This window comes from Acidimicrobiales bacterium (genome assembly GCA_034521975.1).
GTDB lineage: Bacteria > Actinomycetota > Acidimicrobiia > Acidimicrobiales > SKKL01 > SKKL01.
On sequence record JAXHLR010000002.1, the window covers coordinates 216,744 to 240,159 of the forward strand.

At 70.2% G+C, this 23,416-nt stretch carries 23 protein-coding genes; 14 read left to right on the forward strand and 9 right to left on the reverse strand.

All coding sequences use genetic code 11. From position 1 onward, the window contains the following. Positions 1 to 20 precede the first annotated feature (20 nt). The 7 genes from dnaE (at position 21) to U5K29_01225 (ending at position 7,652) form a co-directional block, all read left to right on the forward strand. Positions 21 to 3,557, forward strand: a complete 3,537-nt coding sequence (dnaE, locus tag U5K29_01195; protein ID MDZ7677148.1) for a DNA polymerase III subunit alpha — start codon at positions 21 to 23, stop codon at positions 3,555 to 3,557. Beyond that, positions 3,558 to 4,328 (forward strand): GNAT family N-acetyltransferase, encoded by a 771-nt coding sequence (locus tag U5K29_01200; GenBank protein ID MDZ7677149.1) that lies wholly within the window; start codon positions 3,558 to 3,560, stop codon positions 4,326 to 4,328. A 121-nt stretch (positions 4,329 to 4,449) separates the two neighbouring features. After that, positions 4,450 to 5,082: a hypothetical protein gene (locus U5K29_01205; protein ID MDZ7677150.1), complete on the forward strand. Its 633-nt coding sequence runs from the start codon at positions 4,450 to 4,452 to the stop codon at positions 5,080 to 5,082. Positions 5,083 to 5,085: 3 nt separating this feature from the next. Beyond that, positions 5,086 to 6,093 carry a patatin-like phospholipase family protein gene (locus tag U5K29_01210; GenBank protein ID MDZ7677151.1) on the forward strand — a complete coding sequence of 336 codons (1,008 nt, stop codon included), beginning with the start codon at positions 5,086 to 5,088 and terminating at the stop codon, positions 6,091 to 6,093. Positions 6,094 to 6,104: 11 nt separating this feature from the next. Further along, positions 6,105 to 6,725 (forward strand): nitroreductase family protein, encoded by a 621-nt coding sequence (locus U5K29_01215; protein ID MDZ7677152.1) that lies wholly within the window; start codon positions 6,105 to 6,107, stop codon positions 6,723 to 6,725. A gap of 11 nt (positions 6,726 to 6,736) precedes the next feature. Continuing rightward, positions 6,737 to 7,489 (forward strand): SDR family oxidoreductase, encoded by a 753-nt coding sequence (locus U5K29_01220; GenBank protein MDZ7677153.1) that lies wholly within the window; start codon positions 6,737 to 6,739, stop codon positions 7,487 to 7,489. Between the two features lie 10 nt (positions 7,490 to 7,499). Further along, entirely contained in the window at positions 7,500 to 7,652 is a 153-nt protein-coding gene (locus U5K29_01225; protein ID MDZ7677154.1) for a hypothetical protein, read from the forward strand. 22 nt (positions 7,653 to 7,674) lie between these two features. On the opposite strand, the gene U5K29_01230 is transcribed toward U5K29_01225, so the two are convergent. After that, the gene (locus U5K29_01230; protein ID MDZ7677155.1) at positions 7,675 to 7,869 is read right to left on the reverse strand and encodes a hypothetical protein; all 195 of its coding nucleotides are present in this window, start codon (positions 7,867 to 7,869) and stop codon (positions 7,675 to 7,677) included. A gap of 76 nt (positions 7,870 to 7,945) precedes the next feature. Here U5K29_01230 and U5K29_01235 point away from each other — a divergent pair, with 76 nt between their 5' ends. Further along, entirely contained in the window at positions 7,946 to 9,295 is a 1,350-nt protein-coding gene (locus tag U5K29_01235; protein ID MDZ7677156.1) for a zinc ribbon domain-containing protein, read from the forward strand. 4 nt (positions 9,296 to 9,299) lie between these two features. Here the strand turns inward: U5K29_01235 and U5K29_01240 are convergent, their stop codons facing one another. Then, a complete protein-coding gene (locus tag U5K29_01240; protein ID MDZ7677157.1) occupies positions 9,300 to 10,415 on the reverse strand; it encodes a long-chain fatty acid--CoA ligase in 1,116 nt (371 codons plus the stop codon). Positions 10,416 to 10,506: 91 nt separating this feature from the next. Between U5K29_01240 and U5K29_01245 the strand changes: the two genes are divergently transcribed. Beyond that, the gene (locus U5K29_01245; protein ID MDZ7677158.1) at positions 10,507 to 11,379 is read left to right on the forward strand and encodes a 1,4-dihydroxy-2-naphthoate polyprenyltransferase; all 873 of its coding nucleotides are present in this window, start codon (positions 10,507 to 10,509) and stop codon (positions 11,377 to 11,379) included. On the opposite strand, the gene U5K29_01250 is transcribed toward U5K29_01245, so the two are convergent. Beyond that, positions 11,380 to 12,165, reverse strand: a complete 786-nt coding sequence (locus U5K29_01250) for an alpha/beta fold hydrolase (protein ID MDZ7677159.1) — start codon at positions 12,163 to 12,165, stop codon at positions 11,380 to 11,382. It lies immediately after the preceding gene. 24 nt (positions 12,166 to 12,189) lie between these two features. Between U5K29_01250 and menD the strand changes: the two genes are divergently transcribed. The 3 genes from menD to U5K29_01265 all read left to right on the forward strand — a co-directional run bounded on the left by menD (position 12,190) and on the right by U5K29_01265 (position 15,664). Continuing rightward, positions 12,190 to 13,911 (forward strand): 2-succinyl-5-enolpyruvyl-6-hydroxy-3-cyclohexene-1-carboxylic-acid synthase, encoded by a 1,722-nt coding sequence (gene menD, locus U5K29_01255; GenBank protein ID MDZ7677160.1) that lies wholly within the window; start codon positions 12,190 to 12,192, stop codon positions 13,909 to 13,911. Positions 13,912 to 14,213: 302 nt separating this feature from the next. Next, positions 14,214 to 14,423 (forward strand): hypothetical protein, encoded by a 210-nt coding sequence (locus U5K29_01260; protein ID MDZ7677161.1) that lies wholly within the window; start codon positions 14,214 to 14,216, stop codon positions 14,421 to 14,423. A gap of 89 nt (positions 14,424 to 14,512) precedes the next feature. Next, positions 14,513 to 15,664 (forward strand): tetratricopeptide repeat protein, encoded by a 1,152-nt coding sequence (locus tag U5K29_01265; protein MDZ7677162.1) that lies wholly within the window; start codon positions 14,513 to 14,515, stop codon positions 15,662 to 15,664. On the opposite strand, the gene U5K29_01270 is transcribed toward U5K29_01265, so the two are convergent. After that, positions 15,654 to 15,917, reverse strand: a complete 264-nt coding sequence (locus U5K29_01270) for a DUF4242 domain-containing protein (protein ID MDZ7677163.1) — start codon at positions 15,915 to 15,917, stop codon at positions 15,654 to 15,656. The genes U5K29_01265 and U5K29_01270 overlap by 11 nt on opposite strands. 281 nt (positions 15,918 to 16,198) lie before the next feature. Here U5K29_01270 and U5K29_01275 point away from each other — a divergent pair, with 281 nt between their 5' ends. Then, positions 16,199 to 17,056, forward strand: a complete 858-nt coding sequence (locus U5K29_01275; GenBank protein MDZ7677164.1) for a phytanoyl-CoA dioxygenase family protein — start codon at positions 16,199 to 16,201, stop codon at positions 17,054 to 17,056. Positions 17,057 to 17,092: 36 nt separating this feature from the next. On the opposite strand, the gene U5K29_01280 is transcribed toward U5K29_01275, so the two are convergent. The 4 genes from U5K29_01280 to U5K29_01295 all read right to left on the reverse strand — a co-directional run bounded on the left by U5K29_01280 (position 17,093) and on the right by U5K29_01295 (position 21,597). Beyond that, positions 17,093 to 18,334 carry an isochorismate synthase gene (locus tag U5K29_01280; GenBank protein MDZ7677165.1) on the reverse strand — a complete coding sequence of 414 codons (1,242 nt, stop codon included), beginning with the start codon at positions 18,332 to 18,334 and terminating at the stop codon, positions 17,093 to 17,095. After that, positions 18,327 to 19,025 carry a ubiquinone/menaquinone biosynthesis methyltransferase gene (locus U5K29_01285; protein MDZ7677166.1) on the reverse strand — a complete coding sequence of 233 codons (699 nt, stop codon included), beginning with the start codon at positions 19,023 to 19,025 and terminating at the stop codon, positions 18,327 to 18,329. Before U5K29_01285 ends, U5K29_01280 begins: the two co-directional genes overlap by 8 nt. Positions 19,026 to 19,586: 561 nt before the next feature. Next, complete coding sequence (locus U5K29_01290) at positions 19,587 to 21,155, reverse strand: AMP-binding protein (GenBank protein MDZ7677167.1); 1,569 nt, start codon at positions 21,153 to 21,155, stop codon at positions 19,587 to 19,589. Between the two features lie 58 nt (positions 21,156 to 21,213). Beyond that, positions 21,214 to 21,597, reverse strand: coding sequence for a hypothetical protein (locus tag U5K29_01295; protein ID MDZ7677168.1), 384 nt, complete (start codon positions 21,595 to 21,597; stop codon positions 21,214 to 21,216). On the opposite strand from U5K29_01295, the gene U5K29_01300 reads away from it, so the two are divergent. Beyond that, positions 21,596 to 22,342: an NTP transferase domain-containing protein gene (locus U5K29_01300; GenBank protein ID MDZ7677169.1), complete on the forward strand. Its 747-nt coding sequence runs from the start codon at positions 21,596 to 21,598 to the stop codon at positions 22,340 to 22,342. The genes U5K29_01295 and U5K29_01300 overlap by 2 nt on opposite strands. 3 nt (positions 22,343 to 22,345) lie before the next feature. On the opposite strand, the gene rlmN is transcribed toward U5K29_01300, so the two are convergent. Further along, positions 22,346 to 23,395, reverse strand: coding sequence for a 23S rRNA (adenine(2503)-C(2))-methyltransferase RlmN (gene rlmN, locus U5K29_01305; protein MDZ7677170.1), 1,050 nt, complete (start codon positions 23,393 to 23,395; stop codon positions 22,346 to 22,348). Between the last annotated feature and the right edge of the window lie 21 nt (positions 23,396 to 23,416).

Genomic DNA, 23,416 nt, shown 5'->3' on the forward strand with positions numbered 1-23,416 from the left:
TTGTCAGGGGGTTTCCTGCGGTGACCGACTCGTTCACCCACCTCCACGTGCACACCGAGTTCTCCATGCTCGACGGCGCGGCGCGCATCTCCGAGGTGGTCGCCGCGGCCGCGGCCGACGGCCAGCCGGCGTTGGGGATCACCGACCACGGCAACATGTACGGGGTCCTCGACTTCTACCGCGAGTGCCGCGACCACGGCATCAACCCGATCATCGGCACCGAGGCCTACATGGCCCACGACGACCGCTTCGAGCGGCCGGCACGGCGGGGCCGGGTCGACGACTCCGGTGGTGAGGTCGACGGCGGCAAGAAGCTCTACTACCACCTGACGCTGCTGGCCGAGAACCGCGAGGGCTACCGCAACCTCATCCAGCTGGCCAGCCGGGCCTTCCTCGAGGGCTACTACTACAAGCCCCGGGTCGACTGGGACCTGCTCGACGAGCACTCCGAAGGTGTCATCGCGACCACCGGGTGCCTCGGCGGGCACGTGCTGCAGTCGCTCATGCAGGGAGACTTCGACGGCGCGCTCAAGAAGGCGGGACGCCTCCAGGACATCTTCGGACGCGACTCGCTGTTCGTCGAGCTCCAAGACCACGGGATCCCCGAACAGCACCGCACCAACCCCCAGCTGGTCGAGATCGCCCGCCGCATCGGCGCGCCCCTGCTGGCAACCAACGACAGCCACTACACCCACAGCCACGACGCGGTCAGCCACGACGCGCTGCTGTGTGTCCAGACCGGGTCGCTCATGAGCGACCCGGACCGCTTCAAGTTCCACGGCGACCAGCACTACCTGAAGTCCGCCGCCGAGATGCGCCACCTCTTCTCCGAGGTGCCCGAAGCCTGCGACAACACGCTGTGGATCGCCGAGCGCTGCAACGTCGAGATCGAGTTCGGCACACCCCAGCTGCCCGACTTCCCCATCCCCGCAGGCTTCGAGGGCGACGACGACTACCTCCGGCACCTCACCTTCGAGGGGGCCAAGAAGCGGTGGGGCGAACCCCTCGACGACCGGGTCGTCGAACGGCTGGCCTACGAGCTGCAGACGATCAGCGAAATGGGGTTCTCGAGCTACTTCCTCATCACCTGGGACCTCATCCGCCACGCGCGCGACACCGGCATCCGGGTCGGGCCGGGCCGTGGCAGCGCGGCCGGTTGTGCGGTGGCCTACTGCCTGTGGATCACCGACCTCGACCCCATCCGCTACGACCTGCTCTTCGAACGGTTCCTCAACCCCTCGCGGTCGTCCATGCCCGACATCGACATGGACTTCGACTCCCGCTACCGCGACGAGATGATCCGCTACGCCGCCGAGCGCTACGGCCGCAACCACGTCGCCCAGATCGTCACCTTCTCGACGATCAAGGCCAGGGCCGCGGTGCGCGATGCCGCCAGGGTGCTGGGTCACCCCTACGCGGTGGGCGACAAGGTCGCCAAGGCCATGCCACCGCTGATCATGGGCCGCGACACCCCGCTCTACGCCTGCATGACCGAAGATCCCAAGTTCGTCGACGGCTACAAGATGGCGGCCGAGCTCCGCCAGATGTATGACACCGATCCCGATGCTCGCCAGGTCATCGACGTGGCCAAGGGACTCGAAGGACTCCGCCGCCAGGACGGCATCCACGCGGCCGCGGTGGTCATCACCAAGGAGCCGCTGACCGAGCACCTGCCCATCCAGCGCAAGCCCGAGAACGGTCAGGACCCCGAGGACGCCCCGGTCGTCACCCAGTACGAGATGCACGGGGTCGAGGACCTCGGCCTGTTGAAGATGGACTTCCTCGGGCTGCGCAACCTCGATGTCATCCAGGACGCGGTCGACCTCATTGCCGAGACCAGGGGCGTGGCGCTCGACATCGACTCGGTCGACCTCGAGGACCCCCTCACCTACGAGCTGCTCGCCCAGGGCGACTCCATCGGCGTGTTCCAGCTCGAAGGCGGGCCCATGCGGGCCCTCATGCGCTCCCTCGCCCCCACCTGCTTCGAAGACGTCGCCGCGCTCGTGGCCCTCTACCGCCCGGGCCCGATGGCGGCGAACATGCACAACGACTACGCCGACCGCAAGAACGGCCGGAAGCCCATCGACTACCTGCACCCCGACGCCGAAGAGATCCTGGGCAGCACCCAGGGGCTGATGATCTACCAAGAGTCGGTGATGCGGATCGCCCAGAAGTTCGCCGGGTACTCGCTCGCCGAGGCCGACAACCTCCGCAAGGCGTGCGGCAAGAAGATCCGCGAGCTCATCGCCCAGGAGCGCGAGAAGTTCGAGGCCGGCTGCGAGGCCAACGGGTACGGGCGCGATCTCGGCAAGGCGTGGTTCGACATCATCGAGCCCTTCGCCGACTACGCGTTCAACAAGAGCCACTCCTACGGGTATGGCTTCGTCGCCTACCAGACCGCCTACCTCAAGGCGCACTACCCGGTCGAGTACTTCGCCGCACTGCTCACCAGCGTCAGGACCAACCTCGACAAGGCCGCGGTCTATCTCGCCGAGTGCCGCAACATGGGCGTCGATGTCCTCGTCCCCGACGTGAACGTCTCGGCGTCGGACTTCACCGCGGTGCCCGACCCCGACGGCGGTCGCCTCGGCTCGATCCCGTTCGGGCTGTCCGCGGTCCGCAACGTCGGCGAAGGGCTCGTCGCCCACATCGTCGCCGAGCGCGAGGCCAACGGGCCCTTCACCGACTTCTACGACTTCTGCGAACGGGTCCACCTCTCGGTGCTCAACAAGCGAACGCTCGAGGCCCTCATCAAGGCCGGTGGGTTCGACTCGCTCGGCCATCCCCGCCAGGGACTGCTGCAGGTGTTCGAGGCGATCGTCGACACCACCGTGGCCCGCCGTCGCGAGCGCGACATGGGGGTCATGACCCTCTTCGGCGAGGCCGACGGCGACCCGGTCTTCGACGAACGGCCGCCCATCCCCGACATCGACTTCGACAAGATGACCCGCCTCGCCTTCGAGAAGGAGATGCTCGGGCTCTACGTCAGCGACCATCCGCTCATGGGCGCCGAGGGGGCGCTGCGGCGCCGTACCGACATCAACCTGCTCGATCTGCTCGATGTCGAGGAGGGCTCGGTCCGCACCTGCGGGGGGATCATCACGAGTCTGGCCCGCAAGTGGACCAAGAAGGGCGACCTCATGGCCGTGTTCACCCTCGAGGACCTCCAGGGATCGGCCGAGGTCATGGTCTTCCCCAAGACCATGCAGGCATACGGCCACCTGCTCGACAACGATCGCGTCGTGTGCGTCAAGGGCCGGGTCGACCATCGCGACGATGTCCCCAAGCTCATGGCGGTCGAGATCGAACCCTTCGAAGGGGGCCTCGAGCAGGCAAGGCCGCCGCTGCGCATCCGCGTGGCGCTCACCGCGCTCTCCGACGAGGTGTCGGGCGCGCTCAAGGCGTTGCTGTCACGGCACCCCGGCGAGTCCGAGGTCTTCCTGCACCTCGGCGACCGTACCGTCATCCGCCTCCCCGACGAGTTCTCGGTGAACGCCGAGGGCGGGCTGGTCGGCGAGCTGCGCGAGATGCTCGGCCCCGACGCCATCGTCTGCTGAGTGGACTCACCCGAGGCCGCGCGGCTGCTGGAGCGAGGTCTGGCAACGAGTTGGGCACGTCAGACCAGATGGGTGCCCGGCAGCACCATCAGGCACCTCGGTGGGCTCCTCGTCGCACTCAGCGGCATCGTGGACCAGACCCAGCAGGTGGCGGTGGTCGAGGGGCCGGTCACCGAGCCCGGCGCCGCGGTGATCGCGGCCGAGATCTGCTTCGATCGTGCCGGATGGCGACCGGCGTTCGACCTGGTCGTCGGCGCACACCCTGACATCGAAGCGGTGCTCGACCGGCGCGGGTTCGAGGTGGTCGTCAGCCGTCCGGGGATGGTGCGACCGCTCGCCGCACGTGACTGGGAGAGGATCGAGCCCGGTGTCGTGCTCGAGCTCGGAACCAGCGTCGAACGCGATCAGATCGTCGAGGTGCAGCGCGTGTCGTTCGATCTCACCCCCGCGACCGCATCGGGGCTGGTCGGTGACGCCATGTTCGCCGACCCCGACGTTGCCGTCATCGTGGCCCGGACCGAGATCGGCGGGCCGGTGGTCGGCTCGATCACCGTCCACCTCGATCCGGCCGCGGCGGCGATCGTCGGCACCGCCGTGGATCCGCGCCATCGCGAGCGTGGGATCGGGACCGCGCTGACCGCCGCCGCGCTCGATCTGGCCGCCGCGCACCGGATCCCCCACGCCTGGTTGCAGGCGACCCCCGCCGGTGAAGGGATCTACGACCGGTTGGGGTTCGCCCGGGTGGCCCGATGCGACGTGTGGCTGCGCTGAGCCGATCGCTCAAGTTGCGCGAACGGCGGGGACCTACTGGACTGGTGGTGTTGTCCGTCCACCATTCCTGGGGGTCATGACAGGCATGGCGATCGAGATCGAGACCAAGGATTGCGCCGCCTTGAGCGATGCAGACTTCGGAGAGCTGGCGGACATGTGCGCGGAGGGAGACAGCGAGATCGGTGTCGGCATGCTCTCGAAGCAGGCCGAGGAATGGGTGCTGATCACCCTGGCCAGGGACAACAGCAAGCTGAAGGGTTTCTCGTTCAGCACCCTCGAACGCATCGGGGGCACCCCGAGCGTGCTCGTGGGTGTCGCATCGGTGAAGCGGACCTCCAAGCGCGACTCCATCCTGCGGGGCATCGTCCTCGACCAGTTGCGGCGGGCGGTGCTGGCGTTCCCCGACGAAGACGTCCTGATCGGTGCCCGCTTCAACGATCCCGCAGGGTTCGAGGCCTACCGCCAGCTCGACGACATCGTGCCCCGGCCGGGCCACAAGGCCTCGGGAGAGGAACGGGCCTGGGGGCGACGGCTCGCCAAGCGCTTCGGCGTTGAAAACGGCAACTACGACGACCGCAGCTTCGTGGCCACCGGCGACGGTTCGACCCCCTGTGTGCTCCACCACGAGGCGCTCAAGCCCGAGCGGATCGCCCCCGATGTGGCGGCGCTGTTCGAACCGCTCGACCGGCGACGTGGCGACTCGCTCATCGCGTTCGGTTGGGCGATGGCCGAGGATCTGGCGAAGCTGGCCTGATCGGTGATCCCCGTCGGGTCCAACGACCGAACCGATGGGTTCACCTTGGTGCTCGGTGCCGGTGGCCGGGTCGGCATGGCCTCCCACGCCGGTGTGCTGCGGGCCCTGGACGAGGTCGGCGGACTCGACCCGGCTCGAGCTCGGCTCGTGATCGGCACCAGCGCGGGAAGCGTCATGGGTGCGCTGCTGCGGCTGGGATGGTCGACCTCGGAGATCTGGGCCCTCGCCACCAGGACCCGGCTGCCCGACCACCGCGATGATGTCGCCGGCGACGACCTCTTCGGGCGGTCGTGGACGAACCCCTCCCAGCTGGTGCGGCGGGCGTTGGGCTCGGTGTTCGTCGTGTCGCGCTCGCTCGTACGGGTCCCGCTGGTGCCCATACCCGAGCTGGCCCGCCGGGTCTTCCCCGGGGGGTTCCTCAGCCTCAGCGAGGAACAGGGCGATGTCGGCACCGGCATCGGCGACCACTGGCCCGATGCGCCGCTGTGGTTGTGCGCGGTCGACATCGAGACCGGCCGACGGGTGGTGCTCGGACGCCGCGGCGACCAACCGCCGCTGGCCGAGGCGGTGCTGGCGTCATGCGCCATTCCCGGCTACTACCAGCCCGTGCGGCTCGACGGCCGGACGCTGGTCGACGGGGGCGTCCACTCCACGACGAACCTCGACCTGGCCGGTCGGGTCGAGGCCCCGCTGGTCATCGCCTCGGCTCCGATGGCCTATGACCCCCGCCGCGCGCCGGGACCGCTCGCCCGCGCCGCCCGGCGCCCCATCAACCGTGGCCTGGCGCGAGACCGGATGGCGCTGCGCTCCGCCGGACGGTCGGTATTGCTGCTGCGTCCGGGCCGCGAGGAGCTCGACGCGCATGGTCTCAACCCCATGCGCGGCCACGGTCTCGAACCGGTGGCGGTGGCCGCCTACGACGCCACCGCCAGGTTCATCGCCAGCCCCAGAGCCGCGCGCCTCCTCACCGAGGCGGCCGAGGCTCCCATTTCCGTCGCCTCCGCGAGCTGATCCCTGACCCGATGGAGTTCCGCGACGTCGTCGCTCGACGCCGGATGGTGCGGGCATTCACCTCGGAACCCGTCGACGCCGAGGTCCTCGACCAGATGCTCTCCGACGCCCTGAGGTCTCCCTCCGCGGGGAACAGCCAGGGTCGGGACCTGGTCGTGCTCGAGGGACCGCAACAGACCGCGGCCTTCTGGGACGTGACCCTGCCGGAGGAGCGGCGCCCGTCGTTCGCCTGGCCAGGGCTGCTGGCCGCCCCGGTGATCGTCGTGCCGCTGGCCGACCCGAAGCGCTATCTCGACCGGTACTCCCGGCCCGACAAGGAGACCACGGGGTTGGGTGCGACCGAGGATGCGTGGCCGGTGCCGTACTGGACCATCGACACGGCCTTCGCCACCATGACCTTGTTGCACGCCGCGGTCGACGCCGGGCTCGGCGCGCTGTTCTTCGGGATCTTCCGCAACGAGGCCGAGCTCATGGGCGCGCTCGGCGTTCCCGACCATCTGCGACCCATCGGGGCGGTCGCCATCGGGCATCCCGCGCCGGAGCACCGTCGGGGTCGGTCGGCCGATCAACCCCGACGCGGGCTCGCCGAGGCCGTCCATCGTGGGTCCTGGGGTGGCTCGCGGGGCCGCTAGGGTCCCAGCACATGGACATCGCATTCGGGGGGAAGGTCGCGCTCGTGACGGGCGCGTCGAAGGGGATCGGCAGGGCCATCGCCGCGTCGCTGGCTGCCCATGGCGCACGGGTCATGCTGTCGTCGCGCAAGCAGGAGGCGCTCGATGCCGCCGCGGCCGAGATCGACGGCGAGACCGCGGTCTTCGCGGCCAACGCCGGCGATCCGGAGGCGGCCGAGGCCTGCGTGGCAGCCACCGTCGAACGCTTCGGTGGCATCGACATCCTCGTCAACAACGCGGCGACCAACCCCTACGCCGGCCGCTCGATCGACATCGACCTGCCCCGGTACGACAAGACGTTCGAGGTCAACCTGCGGGGTCCACTCGTGTGGTCGCACCAGGCATGGCACCAGTCGATGCACGCGCGTCCGGGGGCCTCGATCATCAACCTGGCCTCGGTCGGCGCCTACTCCGCCGCCTCGGGCATCGGCATCTACAACATGACCAAGGCGGGACTCGTCCACCAGACGCGCCTGCTCGCCAACGAGCTGGCACCCACGGTTCGGGTCAACGCCATCGCCCCGGGTCTGGTCAAGACCGACATGGCCAGGGCGCTGTGGGAGCCCAACGAGGCCACGCTCGGGTCGAACACCCCGCTCGGTCGCATCGGCGAGCCACAGGACATCGCCAACGCTGCGCTGTTCCTCGCGTCGGACCTGGCGGCGTGGATCACCGGTCACACCCTGGTCGTCGACGGTGGTTCGCTCCTGCGCAGCGGTAGCTAGGGTGGACGACGTGACCGGACGAGTGACACGCCCGCCAGAACCCGACGACACCTTTCCGTCGATGAAGCAGCGCAACCCCGCCATGTGGTGGGTTGCGGTCATCGCGGTGGTCGCCCTCGTGCTCACCACCGCCGCCGGCGCAGTGAGCGCGCTGCTCGCCTGAGCCGCCCCACCCTGGCCGTGGGTCAACCCTCGAACACCAGCCAGAGCACGAACAAGACGAGCGCCGCGACGACGAGGGGCCACGGCACGCCGAGCAGCAGCACGACCACTCCCACCACGGCGACCAGTGGGACGAACACCAGCACCTTGAGGTGACGCCGATCGAGCGGTCGGCGTTCGCGCGGGGCGTCGCCGGGCGATAGCGGATCATCGGACACGCCACCCAGTGTTGCCGACCCTCGTCGGCGATGTCGCGAACCGTTGCGGTGGAGTGCGCCCGGTAGCGTGAACCTCGTGGGGACCAGCAGCTGCAGCACCTGCGGAGCGAGCCTGCCGGAGCGTGCCCGGTTCTGCCCGTCCTGCGGCGCTGCGGCCAGCCACGCCCTCCCGGTCTTCGACCTCGGCTCCGAGGCACACCCGGACGAACCCGAGCCGCCACCGCCCCGGGACCGCACCCGCACCACGGTCGCCGGGGTGCTGCTGGGCGTGGTGGCGCTCATCGTGGTGCTGTCGGTCACCGGCGGTGGCGACGCCGACGAGCGGGCGGACCCCACCGCCGCAGACCAGACGACGACCACGACGCTCCCCCCGGCCTCGGCTCCGACGCTGCCCACCCCCCGGACCAACGACGACCTGACGCTGCTGGAAGAGGGAGAGCGGCTCGATCCGGCGTCCGGCATGGCGCTGGTGTGGTTCCGATCGAACGGAGCTGTGGTGGTCGCCGACCTGGGCACCGGCACCGAGCAGGTGATCGAGGACGACCTGCCGGTCCGACCGGTGCAGGGTGCACGATGGACAGGAGACTCGTTTCTGGTCCGGGGAGTGGACTCCGAGCTGTATCAGACCCGTCCCACCTCGGCCGGGTGGCGGCGAGTCGAGACCGACGGATACGAGGCCGATCTGTGGTGGCCCGGCCACGGCGAGCTGTTGACCTTGTGGTCCGCCGATTCGGCGACGCCGAGGTCGGGCGCGGTGCTGGGTCGGGTCCTCGCCACGGGCGAACTCGAGGTGTTCGATCTCGGTCAGCCCTTCGACCGACCGGCCGGTCTCGTCGATGGACGCCTGGCGGTCGACATCGGCGGAGCCATCTATCTCATCGCCCCCGACGGCACCCCGCAGCGGCACGCCTTCGGGTCGTTGCTCGGGGCCAGCGACCGGCTTCTGGTGCGTCGGAGCTGCAACGAGGTGCTCGAGTGCGAGATCGTGCTCGACGACGTGTCTGCCGGCATCGAGACCACCTTGGGTGGGTTCGAGTCGTCGGCATCGATCATCGCTGCCCGTCCCGCGCCCGATGGCAGCGCCGTGGCGGTCGTTTCTCCGCCCGATGCCGACGGATCCGCGCTCGAACTGTCGGTTCTGTCGGTGGACGGTGGCCCACCGGTCACCTTCGCGCTCGACGGATGGAGCGGCGACCCCAGCACCGCCGTCACCTGGACACCGGACAGCAACGGTCTGATCTGGCTCGAGCAGCACTTGCAGCCGTCGGTGCAGGCGGTGTGGTGGCGCGGTCCCGACGCCTCCACGAGCCCCGTGTCGGTACGGCTGTCGGATCGGACGCAGGCATCCGGTGGTTACGAAGGCCTGTTCCTGGTGCCGGTCGATGCGCTCCCGGAGCCATGGCGTCCCGTGTCGGCGCCGGGTTGAGCGCTCACAGCCGCGTGCGCACCACCTTGCCCAGCGCGGTGGTGGGCAATCGCTCCACCAGCTCGAGCTCTCGCGGGGCGGCGAAGGCGGGCATCTGGTCCTTCACCGCCGAGCGCAGTTGGTCGAGCGTCGGAAGATGGTGACGATCGGCCGGGACCACGACGGCCACCACCCGCTGCCCCCACTCGGGGTCGGCCCGGCCGACCACCGCGACTTCGGCAACGAGGGGATGGGCCCCGAGCACCGCCTCGACCGTGGCCGGCCACACGTTCTCGCCGCCGGTGATGATGAGGTCGCTCGCTCGCCCGTGGACGGTGAGCTCGCCGGTGTCGGGATCGACCTCGCCCCGGTCGCCGGTCGCCAGCCATCCCTCGAAGTCGGTCGGCACCGTGCCGTCGCGGTAGGCCCGCAGCAGCATCGGTCCCCGCAGGTGGATCTCGCCGTCGACGATCCGCACCTCGACGTCATCGAGCGGATGGCCGTCGTAGACCACGCCGCTGCCGGTCTCGGTCATGCCGTAGGTGGCCACCGTGTTGGCGGGGCGGTCGGCCGGGGGAGCCGAGCCGCCCAGGACGATGCAGGCGAAGCGCGACGGGTCGATCCGCGCCAGCGCGGTGGCCACCAGCGACACGTGGGTGGCGCCACGCTCGGTGGCCGCGGCCGTCACCGCCTCGGCATCGAAGCCCGGGTGCACCTCGAGGGGGGTGCCGGTGAGCAGCGCCCGGGTCACGACCGAGAGCCCGCCGACGTGGGACAGGGGCAGACATGCCAGCCACCGGTGCCGGTCCGGGTCCACACCGAGGCGCGCGGTGGTCGCCTGTGCCGACGCGGTGACTGCGTCGTGGGTCAGGACCACCCCCTTCGGGGCGCCGGTCGTGCCGCTGGTGGCCACCACCAGGGCATCGCCGGCCTGCACCGGCCTTCCGTCGGTCGTGCGGGTGCGGCCACCGTCGGGGGTGTCGAGCACCGTGGGGGCCATCGCGGCGATGAGCCGGTCGCGGGCGGGCCCCGGTAGGCGGGGATCGACCGGGAGTACGGCGTCGCCGTCGTCCCACGCCCGCCGTAGGCGGTCGACCCACGCCGGCCCGGCCGGTCCGATCAGCGCCACGAGCTCGTGCACGAACGCAGCGTAGAGGTTGGCCCTGGTTCTCCCGCTGGACGACACTTCACGTCGTGCCCGAGACCACCAGCACCCGCGTGACGCCGCGCCGATGAACCCCTGGATCCTCGGGGCCCGCCCCAGGACGCTGCCCGCTGCGGTGGTCCCGGTCGCGGTCGGCACCGCCGCCGCCGTGGGCGAGGCGCCCGTCGTGGCCTGGCGGGCCGGCGCCGCGCTGGTCGTGGCACTCGCCCTGCAGGTGGGCGTGAACTACGCCAACGACTACAGCGACGGCAAGCGGGGCACCGACGCCGACGGCGCCAGGGTGGGCCCGATGCGCCTGGTGGGCTCGGGGCTGAAGCCGGCCTCGGCGGTCAAGCGGGCTGCGCTGGCCGCCCTCGGGGTCGCCGCGCTGGCGGGGCTGGCGCTGGTGCTCGCGGTCGGCTGGGAGCTGCTGGTGGTGGGGGCGCTGGCGATCGCCGCCGCCTGGCTCTACACCGGTGGCCCTCGCCCCTACGGCTACGCCGGGTTCGGCGAGCTGTTCGTCTTCGTGTTCTTCGGGTTGGTCGCCACCGTCGGCTCCACCTACGTGCACACCGGCACCGTCACCGGGCTGTCGGTGGCGGTCGCGGTGCCGGTCGGGCTGCTGTCGACGGCGTTGCTGGTCGTCAACAACCTGCGCGACATCCCCGGCGACGCGGCGTCCGGCAAGCGCACCCTGGCGGTCCGCCTCGGCGACGGGCGCACACGCGTGCTCTACACCCTGTTGATGGCGGCACCGTTCGTGATGGTGCCGCCCATCGCCGCGTTCGGCCGGATCGGTGCCGTGGCCGCGCTGGTGGGGATCCCCTTCGGTCGCCGACCGGTGCTGTCGGTCCTCGAGGGAGCGGCCGGGCAGGCGTTGATCCCCGTGCTGGGGGCGACGGGACGGGTTCAGCTCATCGTCGGGGTCGCGCTGTCCGCAGGGCTCTGGTACAGCGCCTGATCACAGCCCGTGCCGCTCCAGCCACCTGCGCACGGTGACGAGGAAGCGCGCGGGCTGTTCGAGGTGGGCGGTGTGGCCGGCTCCCGCGATCGTCTCGAAGGTCGCCGACGCCCCGATCGAGGCTGCGAGGCGCTCGCCGAGGGCGACGAACTTGGCGTCGGCGGCTCCCGCCACCACCAGCACCGGCATGGTCAGCTCACCCAGGCGGTCCCAGGACGGCACCTGGCTGCCGGTGCCCGCCAGGCGCAGCGACGAGGCCAGACCCGCAGCAGTGTTCTCCGAGCGTTCGTCCCGGCAGGCCACGTCGGCTCCCAGGCCGGAGAAGATCGGCAACGACAACCACTCGGCCACGAACGCCTCGACCCCCATCTTCTCGATGCGACGGGCCCTGGCCTCGTCGTCGGCGAGCCGGGCGGAGCGCTCGCCGGGGTCCTCGATGCCCGCGGTGGCGCCGACCAGGACCAGGCCGTCGACGACGTCGGGCCGTTCCAGCGCGGTGTGGAGCGCGAAGCGCCCACCCATCGAGTACCCGAGGTAGGTGGCCGGGCCCGCAGCCTCGGCGATGAGGTGCCCGCCGCCGACCAGGTCGGCGACGACATCGCTCGACCACCCGTGTCCGGGGGCGTCGATCAGCACCAACTCGTGATCGCGGGCGAAGTCCTCGGCGACGGGCCCCCAGCACCGCCGGTTCTGGGTGAACCCGTGCACCAGCGCCAGCGGAGGGCCGCTGCCGCGACGTTCGGCGTACAGAGATGCCTCGCCGGGGAGCACGCTCGGTCGATCCACGCCGACAACCTATGCTGCGCGCCGATGCCCGACGCGCCGATCACCGCCCAAGCCACCTTCTGCGCGACCGTGGTCGACGAATGGGTCAGGTGCGGCATCACCGATGCGGTGGTGGCTCCCGGGTCCCGGTCCACGCCGCTGGCCATGGCCTTGGTGGCAGACGATCGGTTGCGGGTCCATGTCCACCACGACGAGCGGTCGGCGGGGTTCCTCGCTCTGGGGCTCGCCCTGGCCACCGGATCGCCGGCGCCGGTGCTGACCACCAGCGGCACCGCCACCGTCGAGCTGCACGCCGCGGTGGTCGAGGCCCACAACGGCCGGGTCCCGATGGTGTGCGTCACCGCCGACAGGCCACCCGAGCTCCAGCAGGTCCGGGCACCACAGACCATCGATCAGACCCGTCTCTACGGTGTCGCCTCCCGTTGGTTCGCCGATCCGGGACCGGTCGACACGGTGCCCGAGTCGGCCTGGCGGTCCTTGGGTGCCAGGGCCGTCGCCGAGGCGCTCGGGCCACCGGCGGGTCCCGTGCAGCTCAACCTGGGCTTCCGCGACCCGCTCGTGGCCAGTCCCGGCGAGCTGCCGCCCGGGCGCGCCGACGACGCACCGTGGCACCGCCGCGACGTCGAGACACCACACGCAGCCCCGCGGGTGGTCGCCGATCTCGCCGCCACGGTCGCCGGACGGCGCGGGGTGATCGTCGCCGGTGGTGCCGGAGGTGGGAGGGCACTCGACCCGATCCCCGTGCACGCCCTGGCCCGCAGCCTCGGCTGGCCGGTGCTGGCGGATCCGCGTTCGGGGTGCCGGACCGAGGTGGGTACCACGGTGTCGCACGCCGATGCCCTGCTGCGGCACGTGCCTTTCGCCGAGCGGCACCGCCCCGATGTGGTGCTGCAGCTGGGAGAGCCGCCGGCATCGAAGGTGCTGGCCCAGTGGCTGACCGCTGCATCCGAGCACCTGGTGATCGATCCCGACGGCATCTGGGCCGACCCCGACCGCCGCTCGGAGCTCATCGTGGCCGCCGATCCGTCACACCTGGCCGCAGAGCTGGCGGTGGCGGTCGCCGGGGGTGGCACCGACCCCGGGTGGCTCGACGAGTGGACCGAGGCCGACGCCGCGGCCAGCACGAGCATCGCCTCGACCCTGGCGTTGCACCCGTCGGTATCCGAGCCCGGCGTCGCCCGCGACCTCCTCGCCGCGCTCAGCGCCGGGAGCAGCCTGGTCGTGTCGTCGTCGATGCCCGTTCGCGACCTCGAGTGGTACGGCGCGGCCCGGTCGGGTGTCCGGGTGCTGGCCAACCGTGGGGCCAACGGGATCGACGGGGTCGTCTCCACCGCCGTGGGGGTGGCGCTGGCCGGATCACCGACCGCGCTGCTGATCGGCGACGTGGCCCTGCTGCACGACTCGAACGGTCTGCTCGGGCTGATGCAGCGCCAGGTCGACCTGGTCGTCGTGGTGGTCGACAACGACGGAGGCGGCATCTTCTCCTTCCTGCCCCAGGCCGAGCTGCTCGACAGCGAAGGGTTCGAGCGGCTCTTCGGGACCCCCCACGGGATCGACCTCGCCGCCCTCGCGGCGGTCCACGGCATTCCCACCACGGTCGCCGCACAGTCGGGGGAGGTGAGCCGTGCGGTGGTCGATGCCCAAGCGGCGGGGGGAGTCCACCTGATCGTCGCCCGCACCGAGCGACACGCCAACGTGGCCCTCCACGACGAGCTGCACGCCGCGGTGGCCGACGCGCTCGGCTAGGAGCTTGGGGCCGTATGCGTTGAGGTGGTCACGGGCGTCAACGGTAGCTGTGGGCAGGCGGGTTGAGGGTCCCCCCGTTGGACACGATGCAGTGGTGCGAGTTCGAGACGACCGCGGACGATGGTTCATCGGTGAGGATCGTCGACGTGGAAGGCCTCGACCTCCTCGCCGAGCCGTCGTCCCCCGATCGTGAGCCCGCGGATCATCATGAACGAAGCGTGGATCTACGGCCTCGCGGCCGCTGTCGCCGTCATCGTGCTGCTGCTCGCTGCCGCCACGTCGTCGACCCCGTTCGTGCCGTCGTGGCGATCCAGAACTACCTGCGGGGCACCTCCGAGATCGCCCAGACCAGGCTGCGCAGCATCCTCGGCCAGGTCGAGCTCGACGATCTGTTGGTCAAGCGCGACGAGATCAACTCCCAGCTGCAGGCGATCATCGATGGGGTCACCGCTTCGCTGAGGTCTGCGAGCGGTGTCCCGAACCCCGCCAGTGGCTGGCAGGTCTCGCTCTAGCGGCTCGAAACATCTCTGGACGCCGTTCGCGCACTTCCCGGGTGGGTCACCCTCGTGGCATCATTCCATGCACCGAGGAGGGCCGGATCGTGGACAGAGGGCACCCGGATGAGACGAAATCAGGCGATCCGTCCGATCAGGAGCTCTCCCCTCTCGTCCTCGCGACCCGGCTGACCCCGCATTGGGAGTCGCACGGCCAGTTCGTCGCAGGCCGTGACACGCTCGAGAGCGCATTGGCGGCTCAAGACGGCCCACCAGCCGAACAAGCAGAAGCGTACGGGGCGCTTGCCACGCTCGCCACGGTCCAAGGTGACCTGGCTGCAGCGCGACGGGCCCATCAGGAAGCGATCTCCCTTCATGCAGCGATCGGGAACGAAGGTGCTGTCGCGTCGGCGACCAGTGCTCTCGCCGTGGTCCTGCTGCGCTCGGGCGACCACGAGGCCGCCGAGGATGCTGGGCTGCTCGCCCTGGCGGCGTCAGAGCAACTCGAGGACGACAGAGGCAGAGCATTCGCGTTGTCGTGTTTGGGATTGATCGCCGCGGCAAGGCATAGCCCCGACGAAGCGTTTGAACATCTCCTGCACAGTTCGGAGCTGTTCCGGGCCCAAGGGTTGCGGCATGAGTCGGCCAGTGTCCTTGCCAACCTTGGCAACCTTGCTCAGGACGTCGGGGACGACCAGCGGTCGTCTCGCTTTTACGACGGTGCCCTGCAGCTCTTCGACTCCATCGAGGACCGACGGGGAGCGGCACTGTGTCTCAACAACCTCGCCATCCTTGCCAACGCGCACGGTGACGTCGATCATGCCATCGAGCTGGCGCGTCGCGCCTTGGACCGTTTCACCGTTGTCGCCGACCTCCGCGGCGAAGCGGCCATGTTGAACAACCTTGCGGGCTTCTGGGAGGCGCACGGGGCCTTCACCGAGGCCCGCATGCTCTACGAACAGGCGATCGCACGGTTCGAGAAGCTTCAGGATGTGGCGGGTCGCACCACAGCTCAACAGAACCTAGACGGCCTGTGTCCTGTCTCCACCGAACTCTCCGATCGGGAGGCTCAGGTGGCCGAACTGGTCGCTGCCGGAATGTCGAACCGCCTCATCGCCGAGGAGCTCTTCGTCTCGGAGCGAACGGTGCACAGCCACCTCTCACACATCTTCACCAAGCTCGACCTCACATCACGGACCCAGTTGGTCAAGTGGTGGGCCACCGTAGGCCAACGTGGGGGAACCGAGGTCAGGGAGTAAGATCCATCGCTTCGGTCACCCGCGTGTAGGGGACTCCCGCCTCGTCATTGAGATCGGCGACATCTTGCGCGGTGGATGCCTCGAAGAGACACATGCAGTGGGATTCCCCCGGCACGAACGTGCTCCGGATGTAGCGAACCTCCTGGCCCTTGCGTCGGAACTCCTCCGCTGTGGCAATGACCTTCCTCTGTGCGTTGCCCAGAGCATCGAGCGTGATCCCTGGCAGGTCCCTGTCAACCATGTACACCGACATCTTGGTCTCCCTGTTCTTCGACCACGGATTCGCGGTCTGGTTCAGACCATATGGGACAGCAGGCGGGCGCGCATCGGTAGAAACGCGGATCCTCGCGTCAGGACGGCGGGGGCATCGGCACGCCGCGAGCAGTACCTGCGCGTTCGCGCACCTCGCCGTCGTCGGTGCGTCGTGCTCCGGCAGGATGACCACCCCGACGAGCGCGATGGGCCCGGACGAGCGCAACACAGCGCCGACGTGCGACGCTGGTTTCCTGATCCAACACCGAGGGGGGTTCCGTCGTGCAGGTCCAACGCTTCGCTGCCGATGTCGAGCCGGCAATGATCGCTGAGGTGCTGGCTGTGGACGGATGTGCGGTGGTCGAGCACCTCGTCAACCCCACGGTCATGGACCGCTTGGCTGAGGAGATGGCGCCGTGGATGGAGGCCACGTCACCTGGGCCCGACGACTTCTCCGGACACTCGACGCGGCGCACGGGCGGACTGCTCGCCCGCAGCGAGACGAGCCGGGCGCTCATCCAGCACCCCACCGTGCGCGGCGCGGTCGACCTCGTGCTCGGAGACGCCACCTCCTACCAGCTCCACCTGACCCAGCTCATCGCCGTCGGACCCGGTGAGTCGGCCCAGGACATCCACCGTGACCAGTGGGCTTTCGACTTCTTCCCGTTTCCCTCCGGCTACGAGGTCCAGTGCAACACGCTCTGGGCGATGACCGACTTCACCGAGGCTAACGGAGCCACCCGGGTCATTCCGGGCAGCAACCACTTCGAGGACAGGCAGCGCTTCACCGAGGTCGACACGATCCCCGCCGAGATGCCCAAAGGATCGGTGCTGTTCTACACCGGCACCTTGTACCACGGGCGTGGCGCGAACCGGTCCGAGCAGGTGCGCTGTGGGGTGAACATCACCTACTCCGTGGCCTGGCTGCGACAGGAGGAGAACCAGTACCTCACCGTGCCGGTCGAGACGGCGCGTATCTTCGACGAGGACCTGCAGCGGCTCATGGGCTACGGGCGCGGCGCCTACGCCCTTGGCTACATCGACGACCTGCGCGACCCGATCGAGGTCCTGCGACCAGACGCCGGGCGCATCGGGTTCGGCGACGTCTCCTCCGGGGAGCTCTCCCGCCGCATCGGATGACCGACGCTGTCGTTCGATCAAGCCTGCCGATCGTGGCTAGGGGCGGAGCAGCGCCGACAGGATCGCCTGGAGTTTCGCCCTCGTCTCGGCCAGCTCGGCGTCGGGGTCCGAGTCGGCGACCACGCCCACTCCGGCGAACACCCGGGCCCGGGTGCCGGAGAGCTCGGCCGAGCGGATCCCGACCGCCCACTCGCCGTTGCCCCGGTGGTCGACCCACCCCACCGGCCCGGCATAGGCGCCCCGGTCGAGGTCCTCGAGTCGGTCGATCAGCTCGAGCGCGGCCGCGGTGGGCGAGCCGCACACCGCAGGGGTGGGATGGACGGCGGTGACCAGCTCGAGCGCCGAGGCGGCGGGGGTCGACAGGCGGCCCTCGACATAGGTGGCGAGGTGCTGGACGTTGGCCATGGCCACGATGGACGGTTCGGGTTCGGCATCGAGGTACGAGCACCAGGGCAGCAGCGTGTCGCGGACCATGTCGATGGTGATCTGATGCTCTTCGCGGTCCTTGCTCGAGGCCAGCAGCGATGCCGCCAGACGGGCGTCGGCGGTGGGGTCGGCGCTGCGCGGGGCCGTGCCCGCCATGGGCCGCGATCGGACGATGTCGCCCGACCGCGACAGCAACAGCTCGGGCGAGGCTCCGACCATCGGTCCGACCGAGGTCAGGTAGCAGCCGGGGTAGGCGCGGCGGAGGCGACCGAGGACAGCGGAGCGCGACAGCGGTCGGTCGGTGTCGACGGTGATCTCGCGGGCCAGGACGAACTTGCGCAGACCGTCGGCCCCGCCCAGGGTGTCGCGCCCCTGTGCGAGCGCAGCGCACCAGTCCCGGGGATCGCGAGCGGATCGGATCCTGATCTCGCCCGGATCGAGCTCGGACTCGGTGGGCGTCGGGGGATGGAGGTCGACCGCCGCCGGTCGGTCCCCGTTGGCGACGACGTGGGTCAGCCATCGGGTCCCGTCTGGTCCTCGACCGACCAGCACCTCGGGAACGGTGAGGGTGCGGGGCCGGCCGGGGAGAAACGGCAGCGCACCGAAGGCGACGAGGCCGCATCCGGGGAGCCCGACCTCGTCGTCGACGTCGAAGGACGTGGTGGCGTGGTCGAAGGCGGTCGCGACCTCGGCCGGGACCGAGCCCTCGAGGATCAGCTCGGCGGCCACCCCGCGTCCGGCCAGACCCACCCCGTCGCGCTCGACCAACAGCCCGTGGTCGCCGGCGAAGGCCAACAGATCGACGTCGTCGTCGAGGCGGCGGGTGGTGACCTGGTGGGTGGGATCACCCATCGCGGGATCCGAGGATCAGCTGGGCGGCGCCGGGGGGCAACAGGGTGTGGGTGGCATCGGCGAACCCGGCCCGGCGCACCATCCTCAGCAGCTCGACCGGGTCGGGGAGGTACTGCACCGAGCGGGGGAGGTACCGATAGGCGGCGGGATCGGAGAGGAGCCCGCCGATGACCGGGACGACCTTGCCGAAGTAGATGGCGTGCCCGGCCCGAAGGACCGGGTTGGTGGGTTCGCCCACGTCGAGGAGCGCGATCCGTCCACCCGGGCGGACGACGCGGGCCAGCTCGTCGAAGAAGGGGCGCAGCTCGACGAGGTTCCGCAGGGCGAACCCACAGGTGATCCCGTCGGCGGACCGGTCGGGAACCGGGAGGCGGAGGATGTCCGCCTGCACGAGGGGCGCCTCGGTCCGGGCGTTGGACAGCATTCCGAACGAGAGGTCGATGGCGATCGGTTCCATCCCCGCTGCCTGGAGGTCCCGGCAGAAGTCGCCGGTGCCGGCAGCCAGGTCGAGCACGGTGCTCGACGGTGCCAGGTCGAGGTCGCGCACCGCCCGGCGGCGCCACCGCACGTCGAGGCCGAAGGTCATGATCCGGTTGACCAGGTCGTAGCGGGGGGCGATGGTGTCGAACATCGAGCGGACCGCCGCGACCTTGGTGCCTCCGGTCGGCAGCTCGTCGCGGTCCTCGATCACACCTCGGATGGTAGATGCCGGGCGAGGGTGCTCCCGCACGGGCGGGCGCGGGCCTCCACCACCCACTAGGGTTCGGGCGCTGCAACGGCGCGGGCGCCGTGTGCGGCCCCCTGGAGTAGGGGCCGGCGCGCCCGGGTGGTGCGGCTTCGGCTGATGTCGGGGCCGACCACCCGGGGACGCGGACGCTGTCCGACTCGTACAGTCGCATCACTGGATCGTTCAGCCGACCGCATGGCACACTCGTCGCCATGGCCGCGGTCTCCGCCGAGGCGGCCAAGACCCCCATGGGACCCTTCGCCCTCGACGCCCAGACCCCCGACGAGGGCAACATGCACACCCTGTTGCACTGGGCCACCGATGAGCAGAAGGAGCTGTACCTCACGCGGACGAGATCCACCAGATGCGCATCGCCGAGCGCACCCTGGCTGTCTACAAGGACACCGGCGGCGTCAACGCCGCGACGGGTAGTCTTCCGCTGTAGCCGGCCTCACCAGATCGCGGGACCGCGGCTCTGGATCCCGGACCGTTCGCCACGTGGGCGGTCCGGGACCAGAGCCGCCTCTACGAGGGTCGGTCCGTGGCGGCGAGCAGCGACTGGGCCCAGGCGTAGTCGGGCTTTCCCGACTCGGTTCGCTGGACCCGGTCGACCAGGGCCATGGTCCGTGGCGTCTTGTAGCTCGCGAGATTGGTGCGGCAGTGGTTGGCGAGCGTGGCTCTCGACACGTCGTGGCGCCCACGCACAGCGACCACCGCCCCGACCCGTTCTCCCCATCGGTCGTCGGGCAGGCCGACCACGACCGCGTCGTGCACCGCGGGGTGCTCGCGGAGCACCGCTTCGATCTCCTCGGGATGGATCTTCTCACCTCCTGAGTTGATCGTGGCCGATCCTCGTCCCAGCAGCAGGATCCGTCCGTCTCCATCCACCAGCGCCTGGTCGCCGGTGATCGCCCATCGCACCCCGTCGACGGTCGGGAAGGTGGCTGCGGTGCGTTCCGGGTCTCCCAGGTATCCGAGCGGGATGTGTCCCCGTCTGGCCACGCGGCCGGCGACCCCGCTGCCGGGTTCGACCGGCGACAGGGTGTCGTCGAGCACCACGGTGTGGTCGCCGGCCTCGAAGCGCGGTGGCCCGGTCACCGGCGCCATTCCCGCCGAGTAGACGAGCGAGGCTTGTCCCCCGGTCTCGGACGTGCCATAGCTGTCGACCACCATCACCCACGGCAGCAGGTCCAGCAGCGCCCGCCTCACGGGAGCCGAGAGCGTGGCTCCGCCGGAGATCACCACGGTGAGGCTGGTGAGGTCCCAGCGGTCGGGCTCGGCCGCGACGGCGTCGGCGAGCGGGGCGGCGAACGCGTCTCCGACCACCACCAGATAGGACACCGATTCCGCGTCGACGAGATCGAGCAGGCCGGTCGGATCGTAGGTCGGTGCGGGCGAGAGGACCACGCAACTGCCCGCGAACAAGGTGAGGAACGCGAACCAGTGCGCGGTGCCGTGCATGAGTGGCGACGCGGGCAGGACCCGGTTGGGCGGGTCGGCGATCACGTCGGTGATCTGGTCGGGTGCCTCGATCGGGTTCGCGGTGCGGCGACCGCCACCCATGGCCGCGAAGAAGATGTCCTCGTGGCGCCACACGACCCCCTTCGGGGCGCCGGTGGTGCCGCCGGTGTAGAGGATGTAGTGGTCGTCGCTGGATCGGGGCGACGTGGGGGTTCCCCCCGGAGCATCGTTCAGCCACCGCTCGTAGGCCGCACCTCGCTCGAGGGTCTTCAGCAGCCGGTCCAGGGCATCGACCCGTGGCGTCAGTTCGGGTTCGTGGACCAGCAGCCGGGCGCCGCTGTCGTCGAGCACGTGGCCCAGCTCGCCGGCCTGGTACCGGTAGTTGACGTTGATCGGCACCGCCCCCGACTTGAACGCGCCGAGCATGAGCTCGAGGTACTCGATGCTGTTGCGCAGCGCAATGGCCACCCGCTCGCCGGGTGCGATGCCCGAGCCGGCCAGCGCGGCGGCGACGCGATCGGCTCGCTGGTCGAGGTGACGGTACGTGCACCGGTGGTCGCCGCAGATGATCGCCTCGCGGCTGGGGACATGTCGCGCAACCCGCTCGAACAGGTCCGCCAGGTTGTAGCTCACCGGGGTCACCGTAGTGTGGCCACGAACGCACCCCGGACGGATCGGCGGACCGACGCGCTCAGGTGAACCAGATGCGTTGGTGCTGACGGCTCAGGGGGTGCAGCAGCAGCACGACCTGAGCGATCGGGAACAGCGCGATGGTGACGAACCGGAACTCCCCGAGGATGCTGGGGCCGAAGTCCCACAACCAGGCCACGAGCGGGAACAGCCCGAGCACGGTGATGCCCACGGCCAAGCGGTAGCCCCACCGCTTCTCGTTGGCGATGCCGAGCCCGCCGGCGACCATGGCGATCGACGCCAGCAGGTTGACCTCGAAGCCCCAGTAGAACTGGTAGACGGTGCCACCGAGGAGCAGGCCGAGCACGGCGCGGATGTAGAGCAACAGCACCGCGATTTGTAGGGTCTGCGGCTGATGAGGGTTGGTCCAGCGGCGCGTCTCCATGGTTGACAGTCTGGCAGGCCTCGTGTTGGCCGCCGGTGCCGGCACCCGGATGGAGCCCTTGAGCCGGGTGCGTCCCAAGCCGCTCCTGCCCTTCGGCCAGGCGGCCCTGGTTGACCACGCCATCGCCAGGTTGCGGTCCTGCACCACCAGGATCGCGGTGAACGCCCACCACGGGCGGGCCGAGATGGAGGCCCACCTGTCGGGCCGGGTCCACCTGTCGGTCGAGGACCGGCCGGGCCTCGGCACCGCCGGCGGCGTGGCCCACGCCGCGCCGTGGATCGGCGACGACGATCTCGTCGTGGTCAACGCCGACACCTGGTGTCCCGGCGACCTCGAACCACTCGCTCAGAGCTGGGATCGAGACCGGATCCGGGTCGTCGTGGCGGGAGCACCTGTCCTGGCTGCCGATTCGCGCATCGTCGCCTCGTTCCTCCCCGCGCGTGAGGTCGCCCGGCTGGCCGTGGAACCCTCAGGGCTCTACGAGACGTGCTGGGCTCCGGCGGCCGAGGCCGGTCGTCTCGACGTGGTCGGTTGGGAGGGGACCGTGATCGACTGTGCCACTCCCCGCGACTACCTCACCGCCAGCCTGCTGAGGTCGCGGGGCCACTCGGTCGTCGGCGAGGGCGCGGTGGTCGAGGGAACGGTCGTCCGCTCGGTCGTGTGGCCCGGTGCCCACGTGTGGCCTGTCGAGATCCTGGTCGACGCCATCCGCACCGATGTGGGGGTCACCGTGCTGGTCCGGTGAGGTTCAGGCGCCTGGGTCGCGGCGACGGCGCGGGGATGCCACCGTGGTCGTCTGGTTCGCTCGGAGCTGGCCGCACGCGGCATCGATGTCGGTACCGCGGTTCTGGCGGACCGTGGCGTTGATGCCGAGTGACCGCAGATGCTCGCAGAACGACCGGACCCGTTCCGGTGGTGTCCCCCGGGTGGGGTAGCCGGGTGTGGGGTTGAGGGGGATCAGGTTCACGTGTGCTCGCAGGGGGCGGGCGAACGTCGCCAGCTGCCGGGCGTCGAGATCCGAGTCGTTGACACCGTCGATCAGGGCCCACTCGAAGGACAGGCGGCGTCCCTTGGCTCGCAGGTACTCGTTGCAGGCCTCGGCGAGCACCGCGAGCGGGTACCGCCGGTTGATGGGGACGAGCTGGTCGCGACGCTCGTCGTCGGCCAGGTGGAGCGACACCGCCAGGTTCACCGGCAGAGCTTCGGCGGCCAGTCGTCGGATGCCGGGCACCAGGCCGACCGTCGACACCGTGATGTGGCGCGCCGAGAGCCCCACGTCGGCGTGGAGCCGCTCGATGGCGCCCCACATGGCGTCGTAGTTGGCCAGCGGTTCGCCCATCCCCATGAAGACCACGTTCGACAGGCGGCGGGGCAAGGCCGCTCGCCGGGCCTCGATCACCTGCTCGACGATCTCGCCGACGCTGAGCTGACGGTCGAACCCGGCCTGACCGGTTGCACAGAACGAGCAGGCCATGGCGCAGCCGGCCTGGGTGCTCACACATGCCGTGGTGCGGTCGCGGTAGTGCATGAGCACGGTCTCGATCCGGGCGCCGCCGTCGAGCTCCCACAGCCACTTGGCGGTCATGGCGTCGTCACTGACCGACTCGGCGACCGGTGTGAGCGCGCGTGGAAGCTCCTCGGCCAGATGCTCCCGGAGTCCCTTGGGCACGTCGGTCAGCTCGAGCAGGTCCCGCCCCTGGTGGTAGAGGCCGTCCCAGATCTGTCGAGTCCGGTAGGCGGGTTCGTCCTCGAGCAGGCCTGCGAGCTCGTGGGCGCTGGGGTCATAGCGGGTGGGCACCCACTCAGCTTAGGCAGCGGC